Genomic DNA, 16,253 nt, shown 5'->3' with positions numbered 1-16,253 from the left:
CGGGTTTTAATTGATCTCTCGGCGCACCCGCACAACGCCCATTTTCAGTCCAAACGGACGAAACACTGCATTCAACGATTTAAGTGTCTGATTGCCCTCACCGTGTTCGATATGAACCAGCGTACGCACCGATATTTTGCACATCTTCGCAAACTGGGTCTGATGCAGACCGGTCACTTCCACGCGCAAACGGCGAACGGCCTCACCGATCTCCAGCGTCCCCTGGGCCAGCGCCTCTTGAATGCTTTCGATGAGCACAGTGCGCTCGGCAACCGTCATGGTCATTGCAGATCCCACTCTTTCAAGCGTTGCTCCAGATTTTTCAGATGAATGCCTGGGTGGTTCATGGTTCTGTCGGGCAAACCACTCGCCGTCAGTATGTCGGGCAGTGCCGCCAGACGTTGGGCATCTTCGCGCAATCGTTCGAAAAGCGCTGGCGCATCACATAGCGCTGCCAATGGGTCATTGGGTTCAGCAATATCCGCCAACGCACGGCACACTCCACGCCAATCCACGTCTCCAGCCCTCTCCAGATCTCTAGGCCATTTGGTCGTACGGGTCACGCCTTCGTCATCCATGACCATCGGGGCCAGGTCATAAATCGGCGCCAAACGAAATGTGTTTGCCTGACGAATGATCGCGGTGTTGCGACCATGGTTATCCGAGTTACCAAGAATCTTGTTGATCAGATCCCGACGTAAGTAGTCCGTCACAAGAGCGGGTATCTGACTGGCCTGCCCTGCTTGGCGCCAAAGCCCGGCGAGCATGCGGATAACCTCCATATGGTTCATCGCACTTCCCGGCGTCGTCACTTGAGCCAACGAGTAAATCGACTCCACAGCCAAGCGGCTTACATCACCGTCCCTTACCTTGCGATCAAAACGCTGCATCCACAAACTTGGCTTGTTCGCTTCTTCCAGTGCCAAGCCTTCGGCTGCGATCGTTTCGATGCCGAGTTTCTGAAGCGCCTTGTAGTAATGGAATTCGCTTCGCAGGATGTCTTGATCGGTCAAACCGCCTCTGTTTCTGGCAAATTTCACAAACCAATGTTGTCTGACTTTGTCGTCATCCAATACGGCATCGGGGTACAGGAGACCAGCCTTGTTCTCGGCCAATAAAAGCTTCGGTGCCTCACCACCCGCGCCTGTAGCTCCACCGATTGCCGCACCCAGCTCATAGGCATATTCGAGGAAACGGTTGTCACGGTGGACGACATCCTCACGCTTGAATCCGATTGGCTTGCGCTCATCGACAGCCTCGGCCGACTCTTTTATGCGCATATTGCCGATGGGGGCTGGAGTACTGCGACCGAGCAGATATAGATCGGCGCTGATGTTCGCCGGTTTTTCTCGACCTAGACGCTCAAGTAAAAAGCGTTTGGCGGCCCCTGCGGGGGCAATGTCGTGCACAAATGCCGGCGTTTTGGAACGATGGCCGTCCCAATCCAGTGGGTACAACGCACTCACCGCCCTGGAAAACGGAGAGCCCATGGCTTCAATATTTTCAGCAAGGTAGGCCGTCTCGTAACCAAAACTGCAGCGACTCTCGAAACCCTTTTCAGGATCGTCGAAGCTCAGAATCATCGCGTCTTGCCATTTACCCGCCGTGAATATCTGTAATGTCAGGTTGTACATGCCTTCCCACCTGCATTGAAATGCATTTCAGCAGAGCTTTCCTTCATACCAGATGCAATATAGTGCATTCAAAGCCTGACAGCTCTCCCTAAATCTGCAACAAATTGCAGATTAAATCCTTATTACCACCATCCGAATGCAAAATAATGCAGATCAGTCACCGACATCATTCTGTAAAAACCCTTCGCTATACAGGACGACCCGCTTATAACAAAAAGGCCGTCCGACCATGCCGTTCCCGCCTCAGCGTCTGTCCCTCACCATCGCCCTGCTGATCTCGGCCACCACTGCTCACGGCAAAACCGTGCAGATCGACACCGCCACCACGGCATCGCAGACTCTCGGCGGCAGTGACACGCTGACGATTTCGGCGCCGGGCAGCATCACCAACAGCGGCAAGGCCGTGAGCCTGAAAGACAGCACCAGCGGGGTCGGCGTGGTGATCGACAATGCGGGCAAAATCATCTCCACGGGTGGCCGCGCAATCGACAGCAGCGGCGACCTGACCCGGGCGCGCAACTATCAGATATACAACCGCAGCGGCGGGCAGATTCTCGGCGCCAACGACGCCTTGCGTGTCGACAGCAACTTCGTCAGCGGCAGCCTGCTGATCGACAACAGCGGCATCATTCGCTCGACCACCGGCCAGGGCCTGGACCTTGATGCCCTGCGCAGCGAAGGGGTAACAACCACCATTATCAACCGCGCGGGCGGATTGATCCGCGGCGATGCCAGCGACGGCATGAAAACCGGCGCCCATGCGACCATCAGCAACTACGGCGAGATCTCCACCGGGGATTCGCACAACGCCGACGAGAAGTTCGACGGCATCGACATTGATTCCGCCAACGGTGTCAGCATCACCAACTACGGGGTGATTTCCGGTGGCCGTCACGGCATCACCACCGACCTTGGCGCGACGCTGATCAACTACGGGCAGATCAGCGGGCGCAATGGCTCGGGCTTCGGCTCCGACGGCGATGGCACAGTGATCAACCACGGCACCATCACCGGGGCCTATTCCGGGCTGCAAGCCAATGGTGACGGCGACGGTGTGGACATCGACAAGATCGCCCACATCGAAAACTACGGCACCCTCCAAGGCGTCGGCGCCGGCGGCGTGGACAAGGGCGGTTTCGCCAATGGCAGTGAAGGCATCGCACTGGGCGGCGGTTACATCCTCAATGCCAGCGGCGCGCTGATCAGTGGCGCCAACAGCGCGATTTTGGTGGACGACGGCAGCGGCGGTTCCGGGCTGGCGGCAACCACACTGGAAAACTTCGGCAGCATCCAGGGCCTCGCCGGTTTCGGTGTGAAGTTTGTCGGCGAGTTCGCCGACAACGTCATCAACGGCGGCACCTTCAGCGGCAGCAATGGCCTGGCGCTGGATCTGGGCGGCGGCAATGACAACCTGACCTTGCGCAGCGGCAGCCGCTTCATCGGCGTGGTCGACGGTGGCAGCGGTTATGACCGGGTGGTGATGGATGACCCGGCGGGTGGCAACTTCGGCAGCAGTCGCAACTTCGAGTGGCTGGAGGTCAGGCAAGGCGCGTGGACGCTGACCGGCCATGATGACTTCAGCGACGGCGGTGCAGTGCGCAATGGCGCGACGCTGATCAACCAGGGCGGCATTGCCGGCAATCTGACCGTCGATACCGGCGGTGTGTATGCCGGGGGCGGCTCGGTCGGCAGCCTCACCGTCAACGGCACCCTGCGTACTGACACCCGGCTCGGCCGCGCAACCATCGTGCATGACTTGAACCTGGGCAGCGACGCCACCCTCGCCTACGGCGTCAACGCCGACGGCAGCAGTGCGCCGGTGCAGGTCGGCGGCACGGCCAACCTGAACGGTGCAACACTGGCGGTCAATCCCGGCAGCGGCACCTGGCCGTGGCAGAATCATTACACCGTGCTGCAAGCGGCGCAGGTCAACGGCCGTTTCGGCCAGGTCACCAGCGACTATGCGTTCCTGACGCCGACCCTCGCCTACACGCCGACGCAGGTCGATCTGACGTACACCCGCAACGACGTGGCATTCAGCGAATTCGCCGCCACCGGCAACGGCCGCAACGCCGCCAACAGCCTGGCCTCGCTGGGCACGCAAACGGCGCTGTACAACGCCTTGCTCAACACCACGCAAAGCACCGCCAGCGCGGCCGTCGAGCAACTGGCCGGCACCAGCAACGCCAACCTGACCAGCGCCACACTTGGCGCCAGCAGTCAGGTCGGCAACAGCATGCTCTCGGCGCTGCAGCAGATGGGCGGCAGCCCGGGACTGCTGGTCAGCCTCGATCAACGCGACACGCCGGTGCTGGCGGCCAACGGCGTGCCGTCCGAGGCGCGCAACCTGAATGACCCGAACGCTCGCGGCCGACTCTGGCTGCAAGGCATCGGTGGCTACGGCAAGCTTGACGGCGAACAGGGCAGCAGTGGTCTCGAACAACGCACCAAGGGCAGCGTGCTCGGCGCCGACTGGTCGCTGAATCCGGCGTGGCGCCTGGGTGTACTGGGCGGTTATTCGAAAACCGATCTGGACGCGACCGGCGTCGACGGCAACGTCGAGAGCTGGCACGCCGGTGTATATGCATTGCATCAAAATGGCCCGATGTCGCTGCGTCTGGGGGCGGCCTACAGCGGCCATCAGGGCGAAAGCAAACGCACCATCGCCTTCAACGGTTTCAGCGACCGGCCCAAAGGCGACTACGACGCCGACAGCCAGCAAGCCTTCGCCGAACTCGGTTACGCCATGGGCAGCGGTCGCCTCAGCGCCGAACCGTATGCCAGCCTCGGCTACCAGCGCTACCACCGCGACAGCTACAAGGAAAAGGGCGGCGCCGCCGCGCTGCAGGTCGACAGCCAGAGCCAGGACAACTTCAGCAGCAGCCTCGGTCTGCGTCTGGCGCACCTGAGCAGCCTGGACAACGGCATGAGCGTGACCCCACGCATGGCTCTCGGCTGGAAGCACACGTACGGCGATGTCAGCAGTTCGACGCGTCAGGCGTTCGTGACCGGCGGCACTGCGTTTAATGTCGATGGCAGCGCACTGGATCGCGACAGCCTGCTGCTCGAAGCCGGCCTCGACGTGGGCGTCTCTGCGCGGCATACGCTGGGGCTGGGGTACCGCGGCGAGTTGGGCAACAACAGTCGCAACCACGGTTTGATCGGGCAGTGGCAAATGAGTTTTTGATATTTGCTAGCAGGCGTCGTCCCGTTTACTTGTAGGAAAAGGGATCGGCAGAACCGCGTAAAAACAACGGTTCCGACTCAGGCGGTGAATTTCTACAGAATGATCCGATGTCCCCTGCAATTCCGTGGGAAGCAGCCGACATCGAAGTTTGCGGTATCTCCCTAGAGTTTGGCCTCCTGTCAAAAGAGGCCGTACTTGATGCCCGTTCAACACACATTCAAACCGAAACATCTGGCGTTAGCGATTGCACTGACCGTTTGCTGCGTGGAGAGCTCCGTCGCTCAACAGGCAGAAGAACCTGTTGTCACCGCTGCAGAAGGAACCAAAACACGTAAAAGGCTCCCCAAAAAGGTTGCCCCCGCCCTGCCTGATGCAGCCATCGAACAACCGGAGCCCTTCGTCGATCTCTTTGAGATTCCGGATTTTATCGGCCCGATGGAGCATACCCGTCCAGCCATCAATGAGCCGCGTGAAGACGCGATAACGCGATTGCCAGTGGTCGAAGCGGCCAAAGCGGTTGTCGAGTTCGATGACGCCTTCTATGAGTTTCTCGAATTCCCCGAGCCTGAGACTGGAGAAACAGAGATAGCAGAGCTGGATGACGATTCGTTCGACGAATTTCAGAATGCCTACACCACTCAGATCTCGTTTATCTCGCAAGCAATTGAAAACGTTGAAGGTGTTTCGTTGCAACTCGGTGAGGCGGACGACTTGCTTGTTATCAACAACGGCGCCCGATGGGAGGGCCGGCTCGACGGCGGCGCAGGCAAGAACGGATTACTGCTGAACGCTTCCGAAGGCGGAGAGATCGGGGCAACCGCAAATTTTGCCGGTCTACGTGTCGCGCGAGGGAAATGGCAATTGCACGATGAGTTCCAGGGATCGGCCGAGGTCCAGGCCGGTGCCAGCCTGATGAACAACGGCTCGATTGAAGGCGATGCCTATGTCGACGAATCCGCCGTGTACGGCGGGAACGGCAAAGTCTCCAACTTATATGTCCAAGGCGCACTGGTCGCCAATACCGAAATCGGTTCGCCAATCGTCAAAGGCAACCTGGAATTCACCGAAACCGCGACTTACTCCTACGGAGTGACGGCTGACCAGTTTTCGACCCCCGTTCTGGTAGAAGGCACAGCAACGCTGGCAAATGCCAGCGTTCAGGTTTTTGCCGCCCCCGGCGACTACGCCAACAGTGCCACTCACCCCATTCTGTTTGCAGGAAAAATCGAAGGCGAATTCGGCCGGGTCAGCACTAACCTGGCCTTCCTGACGCCAACGCTTTCGTACACTGACACTGCCGTAGCGTTAACGTACAAACGCAACGATCTGGCACTCGAACGACTGGCGGAGTCCGCCAGTGGCCAGGCGTTGGCGCGCAGCGTTGATACGCCGATGACGGCAACCCTCAACACCGCCGTGCAAGCGCTCGTGAGTAGCACCCGCGCGTCCGCCCCGATCGCCATTGAACAGCTCGCCGGCAGCAGCAACGCCAACCTCGCCAAGGCGACACTCAGCAGCCTCACTCCCGTGAGCAAAAGCATGCTCTCGGCCATGCACCAGCTGAACACCCGCTCGGGCACAACCCATGGCTCCGCCAGTTCGCCGCGCCAGGCCGCTGGCGCGGCTGATACCGGCAGAGTCTGGGTTCAGGCGCTCGGCCATGGCGGCAAGGTTGATCATGACGCTGACAGCGCCCTGAAGCACGCGACCCAAGGCCTGGTCATCGGTGCTGACTGGCGTCTCGATGAGCAATGGCACGTCGGATTGATCGGCGGGAAATCCCAGACAAAACTCGACGCCCGTCAATACGACGGCGACCTCGACAGCTGGCACCTCGGTGCTTATGCCGTGCGTCAGGACGGACCGATGGCTCTGCGCCTGGGCGCCACCTACGCAAGCCATGCCGGCAGCAGCAAACGACGCGTGGCGTTCAATGATTTCAGTGATCGCCTCAAAGGCGCCTACGACGTCAATACCCAGCAAGCCTTTGCCGAACTGGGTTTCAATCTTGGCCGCAACAACGTGACGCTCGAGCCGTTCGCCGGCCTCGGTTTTCAACGCTACCAACGCGACAGCTATAGCGAAAAGGGTGGCGATGCGGCGCTGAGAGTCTTCGGCCAGACGCGCGCCAACCTCAGTAGCACCTTCGGAGTTCGCGTTGCCAAAACCAGCATCCTCGACAACGGCATGCGTCTGACACCGCGCCTGAGCACCGGCTGGAAACACACCTTTGGCGAGATCGAAAACGATACCCGCCAACAACTGGTCAAGGGCGGCAAACGCTTTGATATTGCCGGTGCGGCGCTGGATCGTAACAGCCTGTCCGTGGATGCCGGCCTCGACCTCGGGCTTTCCGCCAACCACACGCTGGGCGTAGGCGTCACCGGTGAAATGGGTACCGACAGCCGCACTCACGGCGTCGTCGGTCAATGGCGTATGGCGTTCTAAAACTCGATCGGTAGTGCTGCCACAGGCTGCGGTCTTTTAATCTGGTTTAAAAAATCAAAGTCAAAGGTTTGCAGTCTGCGGCCGCCCTACAGGTGAGCGTTGTGTTCAGGCAAAAAAAAGGGGAGCACCATGCCCCCCCGAGGTTTAAAGCGTTTGATCGTGGCCGTTATCTCAGCCTTCGATCTCGATCAGGATTTCGCCCGGGTTGACGCGGTCGCCCTTGGCAACGTGGATGGCGGTCACCTTGCCGGCAACGGCGGCCTGCACTTCGGTCTCCATCTTCATCGCTTCGGTGATCAGTACGGCCTGGCCGGCCTTGACGGTATCGCCTTCCTTGACCAGCACATCGACGATGTTGCCCGGCATGGTGGTGCTGACGTGGCCCGGTGCCGACGCCTGCTTGCGTTTGCTGCTACCGCCGCTGACAAATTCGTTGAGCGGTTCGAACACCACTTCTTCCGGCATGCCGTCGATGGACAGGTAGAAGTGACGCTTGCCTTCGGCCTTCACCCCGACGCCGGTGATGTCGACGCGGTAAGTCTCGCCGTGGACGTCGATGACGAACTCGGTCGGCACGCCTTCGCCGCCAGCCTTCGCCACACCACCGGCCTCAGGAATCGGCAACAGCACTTCCGGAACGAGGGTGCCGGCGGCACGCTCTTCGAGGAACTTGCGCCCGATGTCCGGGAACATGGCGAAAGTCAGCACGTCTTCTTCGGACTTCGCCAGCGCGCCGATGTCGGCCCGCAGCTTGGTCATTTCCGGCTTGAGCAGATCGGCCGGACGTACGTCGATCACCTCTTCACTGCCGATAGCCTGACGACGCAGCTGTTCGTTGACCACGCCCGGCGCCTTGCCGTAGCCGCCTTGCAGGTAAAGCTTCACTTCGTTAGTGATGGTCTTGTAACGCTCGCCGGCCAACACGTTGAAGAACGCCTGGGTGCCGACGATCTGCGAGGTCGGGGTCACCAGTGGCGGGAAGCCGAGGTCTTCACGCACCCGCGGGATTTCCGCCAGCACTTCGGCCATGCGGTTGAGAGCACCCTGTTCTTTCAACTGGTTGGCGAGGTTGGAGATCATCCCGCCCGGCACCTGGTTGACTTGCACGCGAGTGTCGACGGCGGTGAATTCGCTTTCGAACTGGTGGTACTTCTTGCGCACGGCGTAGAAGTACAGGCCGATCTCTTGCAGCAATTCGAGGTTCAGACCGGTGTCGTACTCGGTGCCCTTGAGCGCAGCAACCATTGACTCGGTGCCTGGGTGGCTGGTGCCCGAGGCAAAGCTGGAGATCGCGGTGTCGATGTGGTCGGCGCCGTTTTCGATCGCCTTGAGCTGGCACATTGCGGCGAGGCCGGCCGTGTCGTGGGAGTGGATGAACACCGGCAGCGACTGCTCGGCTTTCAACGCGCGGACCAGTTCGCCGGTGGCGTACGGCGTCAGCAGGCCGGCCATGTCCTTGATTGCCACCGAGTCGCAACCCATGGCCTCCATCTGCTTGGCTTGCGCCACGAACGCGTCGATGGTGTGCACCGGGCTGGTGGTGTAGGCGATGGTGCCTTGCGCATGTTTGCCGGCAGCCTTCACCGCCTCGATCGCCACGCGCAGGTTACGCACGTCGTTCATCGCATCGAAGATGCGGAACACGTCGATGCCATTGACTGCGGCCTTGGCGACGAAGGCTTTGACCACATCGTCGCTGTAGTGGCGGTAGCCCAGCAGGTTCTGCCCGCGCAGAAGCATTTGCAGACGGGTATTGGGCAGCGCGGAGCGCAGTTGGCGCAGGCGTTCCCACGGGTCTTCTTTCAGAAAACGTACGCAGGCGTCGAACGTCGCACCGCCCCAGCATTCCAGCGACCAGTAGCCGACTTTGTCGAGCTTGTCGCAGATCGGCAGCATGTCTTCGGTGCGCATGCGGGTGGCGAGCAGCGATTGGTGAGCGTCGCGCAGGATGGTGTCGGTAACGAAGATCTTCTTAGTCATTGGTATCTCCTCATAGCGGCAAGCTTCAAGCTACGAGCTGCAAGAAAAAGCCGAGTCGCTCTCACTTGAAGCTTGTCGCTGCAGCTCGCAGCTGCATTTATAGGCCTGCGTGGGCGGCGATGGCGGCGGCGATGGCCAGGGCCAGCTCTTCGGGTTTGCGCTTGATCGAGTAGTTGGTCAGTTCAGGATGGCTTTCAACGAAGCTGGTATTGAACTGGCCGCTACGGAATTCCGGATTGCGCAGGATTTCCTGGTAATACGCGGCGGTGGTCTTCACCCCTTGCAGACGCATGTCGTCGAGGGCGCGCAGGCCACGGTCCATCGCCTCTTCCCAGGTCAGCGCCCAGACCACCAGTTTCAGGCACATCGAGTCGTAGAACGGCGGAATGGTGTAGCCGGTGTAGATCGCCGTGTCGGTGCGCACGCCGGGGCCGCCGGGAGCGTAGTAGCGAGTGATCTTGCCGAAGCTCGGCAGGAAGTTGTTCTTCGGGTCTTCGGCGTTGATCCGGAACTGCAGCGCGAAGCCACGGTGCTGGATGTCTTCCTGCTTCACTGACAGCGGCAGGCCGGAGGCGATGCGGATCTGCTCACGAACGATGTCGATCCCGGTGATTTCTTCGGTGATGGTGTGTTCCACCTGCACCCGGGTGTTCATCTCCATGAAGTACACCTCGCCCTCGGCGAGCAGGAACTCCACGGTGCCAGCGTTCTCGTAGCCCACAGCCTTGGCTGCGCGCACCGACAGGTCGCCGATGTAGGCGCGCTGTTCCGGGGTCAGTTGCGGGCTCGGGGCGATCTCGATCAGCTTCTGGTTGCGGCGCTGGATCGAGCAGTCACGCTCGAACAGGTGCACGACGTTGCCGAAGCTGTCGCCGAGGATCTGCGCTTCGATGTGCTTCGGATTAACGATGCATTTTTCCAGGAACACTTCCGCCGAACCGAAGGCCTTGGTCGCTTCGGAAATCACCCGAGGGAAATTCTGTTCGAGTTCTTCGCGGCTGTTGCAGCGACGGATGCCGCGCCCGCCACCACCGGAGGTGGCCTTGAGCATGACCGGGTAACCGATGCGGTCGCCCTCGGCCAAGGCTTCATTGATGTCGGCCACGTTGCCTTCGGTGCCCGGGGTGACCGGTACGCCGGCCTTGATCATGCTGCGCCGGGCTTCGGTCTTGTCGCCCATGCGGCGAATGACTTCTGCCGACGGGCCGATGAATTTAATCCCGCGTTCGGCACAGATGTCTGCCAACTCGGCATTTTCCGAGAGGAAGCCGTAACCGGGGTGCAATGCATCGCAACCGGTTTCCACCGCCAGGTTCACCAGCTTGCGCGGGTTCAGGTAACCGGCCAGTGGCTCGGCACCGATGCTGTGGGCTTCGTCCGCACGCTTCACATGCAAGGCATGGCGGTCGGCGTCGGAAAAAATCGCAACCGAGCGAATGCCCATTTCGGCGCAGGCTCGCACGATTCTTACGGCAATCTCACCACGGTTGGCGATCAGGATCTTTGTTATCACTTGGAGGTTCCCTTGAGCCGGTGGCACCACGACCTGCTAGACCCAGGTCGACGCGTGACCAAATGTTTCAATTCAGTCGCAGCCCCACACTAGCGCTCACAAGGGATTAACAAAAATGAATAAAAATTGGGTCAGGCATAAGCAAAGACTTATAGTTAAACCATCAGCCTGCCGTCAGAGCCTATAAGAAATGCGTAAGTCCTTGATGCGTATGACATTACGCCAGTTGCAGATCTTCAACGAAGTGTGTGATTTGCGTTCTTACAGCCGTGCGGCTGAAGAAATGTCGCTCACACAACCGGCCGTCAGCCTACAGATTCGTCAGCTGGAAGAGCTCATCGGCCAGCCATTATTCGATTATGTCGGCAAAAAACTCTACATGACCGAGGCTGCCGAAGCCCTGCAGCGGGCCAGCCGGGACATCTTCGGTCGCCTGGAAAACCTCGACATGCAGCTGTCGGACATGCAGGGCTCGCTGCAAGGCCAACTGAAGCTGGCGGTGGAATCCAGCGCCAAATACTTCGTGCCGCACCTGTTCGCCGCCTTCAAGCGCCAGCACCCGGAAGTGAACCTGCAACTGACCGTGGTCAACCGTGGCCAGGTGATCCGCCGCCTCTCGGACAACCGCGACGATCTGGTGATCATGTCGATGGTGCCGCAGGACATGGGCCTGGAGTTTCTGCCCTTTCTGAACAACCCGATTGTCGCCGTGGCGCGCCCGGATCATCCGCTGGCGCATATGGGGCCGCTGCGTTTGCAGGACCTTGAACCCTACACACTGCTGATCCGCGAACCGGGTTCGGGCACGCGAATGGCCTGCGAGGACTACTTCAAGGAGAAACGCGTGCACTTCACCCAGACTCAGGAAGTGGCCTCGGCCGAAGCCCAGCGCGAATGCGTGGTGGCGGGTCTGGGCCTGGCGCTATTGACGCGCCACGCCCTGAACCTGGAGTTGGCGACCGGCGGCCTGGTGGAGTTGCCGGTCGAGGAGTTGCCGCTGTTCCGTAGCTGGTGCCTGGTGCAAGCCAAGGCCAAACGGCTGTCACCGGTGGCGCACGCCTTCCTGGCGTTTATCCGCAGCGAACGGGTGCAGATCAGCGCGCTGGTTGAGCGCTTCGACGGGAAGCTGCCGGTACGGCCTGCCAGTAGTTGATTTCAATGTCCTCGGGAAAATCGCTGATTTCGCTTTGAAGCTGACGAAGTTCGAAGCGATCTTCGATGGCGCGACGGAATTCCATGCGGCGCTGGTCTTCCTGTTGACGACGGGTTTTCGCGGCGCTGTTGCGTTCTTCGTAGGGCTGAGCCATTTCGAGTCTCCCAAGGCGAGTACGGGAGTTTCACGATAGGCGTGAGGGATGACGGTTTGGCTGCGCGGGGATGACAGTGCGATGAAACTTGCGCAGGGTTGTGGTGTTTCTGAGGACGCCTTCGCGAGCAGGCTCGCTTCCACATTTGATCTCGGTGTGACACAAAATGTGTGTTCACAGAAGATCCCCTGTGGGAGCAAGCCTGCTCGCGATTAAGTTCGGAACGACCTTAGATGATTTCAGTCATCCAGCGCTTTTACGGCTTTCGGCGACAAGCGCAAGCTGCGCAGACTGCGCTTGACGCTCTTCAGGTGATTGACCAGGCTCGGCCCGCGCGCCATCGCCACGCCCATCGCCAACACGTCGATCACCACCAGATGCGCAATGCGCGAGGTCAGCGGCGTGTAGATCTCGGTGTCTTCGTGCACATCAATCGCCAGGTTGACGGTCGACAGTTCGGCCAACGGCGTCTGGCTTGGGCACAGGGTGATCAGCGAAGCGCCACTCTCGCGAACGAGGTTGGCGGTGATCAGCAGATCCTTGGAGCGCCCGGACTGGGAAATGCAGATCGCCACGTCGGTCGGCTTCAACGTCACCGCCGACATCGCCTGCATGTGCGGGTCGGAGTACGCCGCCGCCGTCAGCAGCAAACGGAAGAACTTGTGCTGCGCATCCGCCGCCACCGCGCCGGACGCACCAAAGCCATAGAACTCGACACGCTGCGCCTGAGACATCAGCGTCACCGCGCGCTGCAACTCCACCGGATCAAGCTTCTCGCGAACCTCCATCAGGGTGTGCAGCGTGGTGTCGAAGATCTTCAGGCTGTAGTCGGCGACCGAGTCGTCCTCATGGATCGCGAACTGACCAAAACTGGCACCGGCAGCCAGGCTCTGCGCCAGTTTCAGTTTCAGATCCTGAAAACCTGAACAACCGATGGCGCGACAGAAGCGCACGATGGTCGGTTCACTGATGCCGACGCTGTGGGCCAGATCGGCCATGGAACTGTGCATCACGGCCGCAGGGTCAAGCAGCACGTGGTCGGCGACCTTGAGCTCCGACTTGCGTAACAGGTGACGTGACTGGGCGATGTGTTGCAGCAGATTCAAGGGGCTGGACTCTTCTTATGGGCAAGGATGTAGCACGCTTGTAGTTATACTACATGAATTGGCTTTTTGCCTGCTCAATGCGTAACTCAATGTCCCCGTATTGGGCGTGATGACGCGCATGTAGCACTTAAAACGGTTTTGCCTGCTCACGCAAAAGCCCGGCCAGCGCGGCAGCTTCTACCGGACGACTGATCAGATAGCCCTGCACCTCGTCGCAGCCCTCGGCCCGCAAAAACGTCAGTTGCTCCGGCCGTTCGACCCCTTCGGCCACCACCTTCAACGACAGTCCGTGGGCCATGGCAATGATCGCGCGGGTGATCGCCGCATCCTCACTGCCCTCGCCCAGGCCGCGAATGAACGCCTGATCGATCTTCACGTAATCCACCGGAATCCGTTTCAGATAACTCAACGACGAATACCCGGTGCCGAAGTCGTCGATGGCCAGTTTCACCCCCAGATCCCGCAGTTGCTGGAACGTCGCAATGATGTGTTCAACGCTGTCGAGCAACTGGCTTTCGGTCAATTCCAGCTCGAGAAAATGCGGCGCCAGACCGGTCTCCTCCAACACCTGCCGCACCAGGCTGACCAGTTTGCCCTGACGCAGTTGGTGCACCGAGAGGTTCACCGACACGCGGATCGCCTCCAGGCCCTCGCGCTGCCATTCGCACGCCTGCCAACACGCCTGACGCAAGACGAACTCGCCGATGGGGCCGATCAACCCGGTTTCTTCGGCCAGCCCGATGAAATCGCCTGGCGGTACCTGCCCCAGAATCGGATGTTCCCAGCGCACCAGAGCCTCAGCCGCATTCAGCCGACCTGTCGCCAGGCACAACTTCGGCTGATAGAACACCTTCAGTTGCTTGTCTTCGATAGCTTTGCGCAACTGGTTCTCCAGTTGCAGACGCTCAAGGGTGCTGGCCTGCAGGCTGTCGGTGTAGAACTGGAAATTATTGCCGCCCAGATGCTTGGCATGCTGCATGGCCATGTTCGACTGACTGACCAGCGCGGAAATTTCACGGGCGTTGTCCGGCAGCATACTGATGCCCATCGAGGCGCTGACCACCAGTTCATGCCCTTCGACGGTCAGCGGCAGACGCAGCTTGCTCGACAACCGCGTGGCGACCCGCGCCAGGCTCGACAGGTTGCCGTAAGCGTCGAACAGCACCGCGAATTCGTCACCGGACAACCGCGCAATCGTGTCCGCTTCCGGCAAGGCATTGACCAGCCGCCGGGACATTTTTTGCAGCAACTGGTCAGCGATCTCATGGCCGAGGCTGTCGTTGAGCAATTTGAAACGATCCAGATTGATGTGCAGCAACGCCAGACTGCGCCGTCCGCCCTGCCGGACCCGTTGGTGGGCTTCGTGCAGGCGCTCGCGAAACAGCGAGCGATTGGCCAGTCCGGTGAGTTCATCGTAGTGCGTCAGGTAACGCATGCGCTCTTCGGATTCGCGCCGCGCCGAGAGATCGGCGAAGAAGCCGACGATATGACTGACGTTGCCCCGACTGTCGCGCACTGCATTGAGTTGCAGCCACTGTGGATACAACTCGCCGTTCTTGCGGGTTTCCACCAGTTCACCTTGCCAACTGCCATGCTGCTCCAGCGCATGGCGGATCGCGACGTAATGCCGACGGGCATCGCGGCTGCACGGCAACTCGACGACATTGCGCCCGAGCATGTCGTCGATGTCGTAACCGGTCACCCGGCTGAAGGCCTGATTGATCGCGATCAGCGCGTAGTTCGGGTCGAGGATCACAATGCCTTCGCTGGCCGCTTCGAACACCGTCGCCGCCAGGCGCTGCTGCTCTTCGAGGCTTTTGCTGGCACTGATGTCGCGGCGGGTGCCGACCATGCGGATCACTTGCCCGCTCTCGCTGCGTTCAACGGCGCGGCCACGGTCTTCGATCCACACCCAGTGACCATCGCCGTGGCGCACGCGGTATTCGATCTGATAGTCCTCGGTGCGGCCCTTCAAATGCTCGACCAAGGCGTGCTTGAGCGACGGCACATCCTCCGGGTGCAGGCGTGGCTTAAGGTCGCGCAGGATGGCCGTGACGTATTCCGGGGCGAGGCCGAACAGCTCCTGAATCTGCGTGTGATGAACCTCGTCGGTCTGCAGGTTCCAGTCCCACAACCCCAGCTCGCTGGCCTTCAGCGCCAGCGCCAGGCGCGCTTCGCTTTTGCTCAGGGCCTGATTGGCGGCGTCCAGCTCGCGGCTGCGCTGAGCGACGCGGTCTTCCAGGTCGACCTGCGCTTCGCGCAACTGGCCTTCGGCGCAACGCCGTTGCTCAATTTCCCGCGCCAGCTCCTGATTGAGTTGTTCGCTGCGCGACTGCGTCTGCTGAAGATGTTCGATCAGGTGCTGATTCTGAAAGCGCCGCAGCAAACCACGATCAATCAGGCGATTGACCTGCCACGCCACCACGCTCAGCGAGCCGAGCAGAATCAGGCCCAGCCAGCCCCAGCCGCGCGCCTGCTCGTCGCCGCCCCAGAACAGATAGCCGATCGCCGGCAGCAGGCACGGCAAGGTAAATGACAGAAACGCCGGCAGGCTCACCGCATAGGCGACACTGGCCGACAATGTCGCGGCACCGATCAGGCCGAACACCCAGGCCTGCTGCATGAAGTTGTCGGCCGGCACCAGGGCAATGCCAGCGCCAGCCAGGGTCAGGCCGGTCATGGTCGAGCCGAGCAGGAACATGCGGAACCAGATCGGCTGGGCCTGGCGATTGGGTATCGCCGAATCGAACGCCGCCACTTGAATCACGCGCAACGCCACCAGCGACAGCAACCACACCAGCCAGACACTGACCACGAAGTAGCGCTGCGGGCTCCAGAGCAAAGCGGCGCAGACCAGACCATTGATCAACATGAACAGGGTGGGCAACAGAGAGCCCTGGTACAGCAGGCGCGTGCGCTCCACCGCCATTTCGACGGCATAGTGCTTGCGGATAACCCGGGGTTCCACAGAGGGGCCCGACAGTTCGGAGCTGAGGGTCATGGGCAACGTTCTTGTTCTTATAAGGGGGGCGTGCGCCCGAAACGTGCACGGAGCATACACAAGCCGATCCCGTTGCC

At 60.4% G+C, this 16,253-nt stretch carries 10 protein-coding genes; 3 read left to right on the top strand and 7 right to left on the bottom strand.

Going from position 1 to position 16,253, the window contains the following annotated elements:
- Positions 1-6: 6 nt before the first annotated feature.
- Positions 7-285, bottom strand: a complete 279-nt coding sequence (locus tag K5Y35_RS07765) for a helix-turn-helix domain-containing protein (RefSeq protein ID WP_128613606.1) — start codon at positions 283-285, stop codon at positions 7-9.
- On the bottom strand, positions 282-1,634 hold the full coding sequence (locus K5Y35_RS07760; protein WP_128613605.1) for a type II toxin-antitoxin system HipA family toxin: 1,353 nt from the start codon (positions 1,632-1,634) through the stop codon (positions 282-284). Before K5Y35_RS07760 ends, K5Y35_RS07765 begins: the two co-directional genes overlap by 4 nt.
- Positions 1,635-1,863: 229 nt before the next feature.
- Here K5Y35_RS07760 and K5Y35_RS07755 point away from each other — a divergent pair, with 229 nt between their 5' ends.
- Positions 1,864-4,821 (top strand): autotransporter domain-containing protein, encoded by a 2,958-nt coding sequence (locus K5Y35_RS07755; RefSeq protein WP_222834019.1) that lies wholly within the window; start codon positions 1,864-1,866, stop codon positions 4,819-4,821.
- Between the two features lie 198 nt (positions 4,822-5,019).
- Positions 5,020-7,269, top strand: coding sequence for an autotransporter domain-containing protein (locus tag K5Y35_RS07750; protein WP_261991327.1), 2,250 nt, complete (start codon positions 5,020-5,022; stop codon positions 7,267-7,269).
- A gap of 171 nt (positions 7,270-7,440) precedes the next feature.
- On the opposite strand, the gene oadA is transcribed toward K5Y35_RS07750, so the two are convergent.
- Positions 7,441-9,249: a sodium-extruding oxaloacetate decarboxylase subunit alpha gene (oadA, locus tag K5Y35_RS07745; protein WP_123469993.1), complete on the bottom strand. Its 1,809-nt coding sequence runs from the start codon at positions 9,247-9,249 to the stop codon at positions 7,441-7,443.
- A gap of 97 nt (positions 9,250-9,346) precedes the next feature.
- Entirely contained in the window at positions 9,347-10,762 is a 1,416-nt protein-coding gene (locus tag K5Y35_RS07740; protein WP_123469995.1) for an acetyl-CoA carboxylase biotin carboxylase subunit, read from the bottom strand.
- A gap of 190 nt (positions 10,763-10,952) precedes the next feature.
- On the opposite strand from K5Y35_RS07740, the gene K5Y35_RS07735 reads away from it, so the two are divergent.
- Positions 10,953-11,915: a LysR family transcriptional regulator gene (locus K5Y35_RS07735; protein WP_123469996.1), complete on the top strand. Its 963-nt coding sequence runs from the start codon at positions 10,953-10,955 to the stop codon at positions 11,913-11,915.
- On the opposite strand, the gene K5Y35_RS07730 is transcribed toward K5Y35_RS07735, so the two are convergent.
- From K5Y35_RS07730 to K5Y35_RS07720, 3 genes are all read right to left on the bottom strand, one after another.
- The gene (locus tag K5Y35_RS07730; protein ID WP_222834018.1) at positions 11,857-12,069 is read right to left on the bottom strand and encodes a PA3496 family putative envelope integrity protein; all 213 of its coding nucleotides are present in this window, start codon (positions 12,067-12,069) and stop codon (positions 11,857-11,859) included. The two genes, K5Y35_RS07735 and K5Y35_RS07730, sit on opposite strands and share 59 nt — an antisense overlap.
- 239 nt (positions 12,070-12,308) lie before the next feature.
- On the bottom strand, positions 12,309-13,175 hold the full coding sequence (gene hexR / locus K5Y35_RS07725; protein ID WP_007962240.1) for a transcriptional regulator HexR: 867 nt from the start codon (positions 13,173-13,175) through the stop codon (positions 12,309-12,311).
- Positions 13,176-13,302: 127 nt separating this feature from the next.
- On the bottom strand, positions 13,303-16,176 hold the full coding sequence (locus K5Y35_RS07720) for a putative bifunctional diguanylate cyclase/phosphodiesterase (RefSeq protein WP_186743841.1): 2,874 nt from the start codon (positions 16,174-16,176) through the stop codon (positions 13,303-13,305).
- Positions 16,177-16,253: the final 77 nt, after the last annotated feature.

Source organism: Pseudomonas sp. SC3(2021) (assembly GCF_019856535.1).
Classification (GTDB): Bacteria; Pseudomonadota; Gammaproteobacteria; order Pseudomonadales; family Pseudomonadaceae; genus Aquipseudomonas; species Aquipseudomonas monsensis.
This window is presented reverse-complemented; position numbering and strand designations above follow the sequence as displayed.

Bases quoted from the DNA above. Each gene is read 5' to 3' on its own strand.
- K5Y35_RS07755 (WP_222834019.1), top strand. From the start codon at position 1,864: ATGCCGTTCCCGCCTCAGCGTCTGTCCCTCACCATCGCCCTGCTGATC.
- K5Y35_RS07730 (WP_222834018.1), bottom strand. From the start codon at position 12,069: ATGGCTCAGCCCTACGAAGAACGCAACAGCGCCGCGAAAACCCGTCGT.
- K5Y35_RS07760 (WP_128613605.1), bottom strand. From the start codon at position 1,634: ATGTACAACCTGACATTACAGATATTCACGGCGGGTAAATGGCAAGAC.
- K5Y35_RS07720 (WP_186743841.1), bottom strand. From the start codon at position 16,176: ATGACCCTCAGCTCCGAACTGTCGGGCCCCTCTGTGGAACCCCGGGTT.
- oadA (WP_123469993.1), bottom strand. From the start codon at position 9,249: ATGACTAAGAAGATCTTCGTTACCGACACCATCCTGCGCGACGCTCAC.
- K5Y35_RS07750 (WP_261991327.1), top strand. From the start codon at position 5,020: ATGCCCGTTCAACACACATTCAAACCGAAACATCTGGCGTTAGCGATT.
- K5Y35_RS07735 (WP_123469996.1), top strand. From the start codon at position 10,953: ATGCGTAAGTCCTTGATGCGTATGACATTACGCCAGTTGCAGATCTTC.
- K5Y35_RS07765 (WP_128613606.1), bottom strand. From the start codon at position 285: ATGACCATGACGGTTGCCGAGCGCACTGTGCTCATCGAAAGCATTCAA.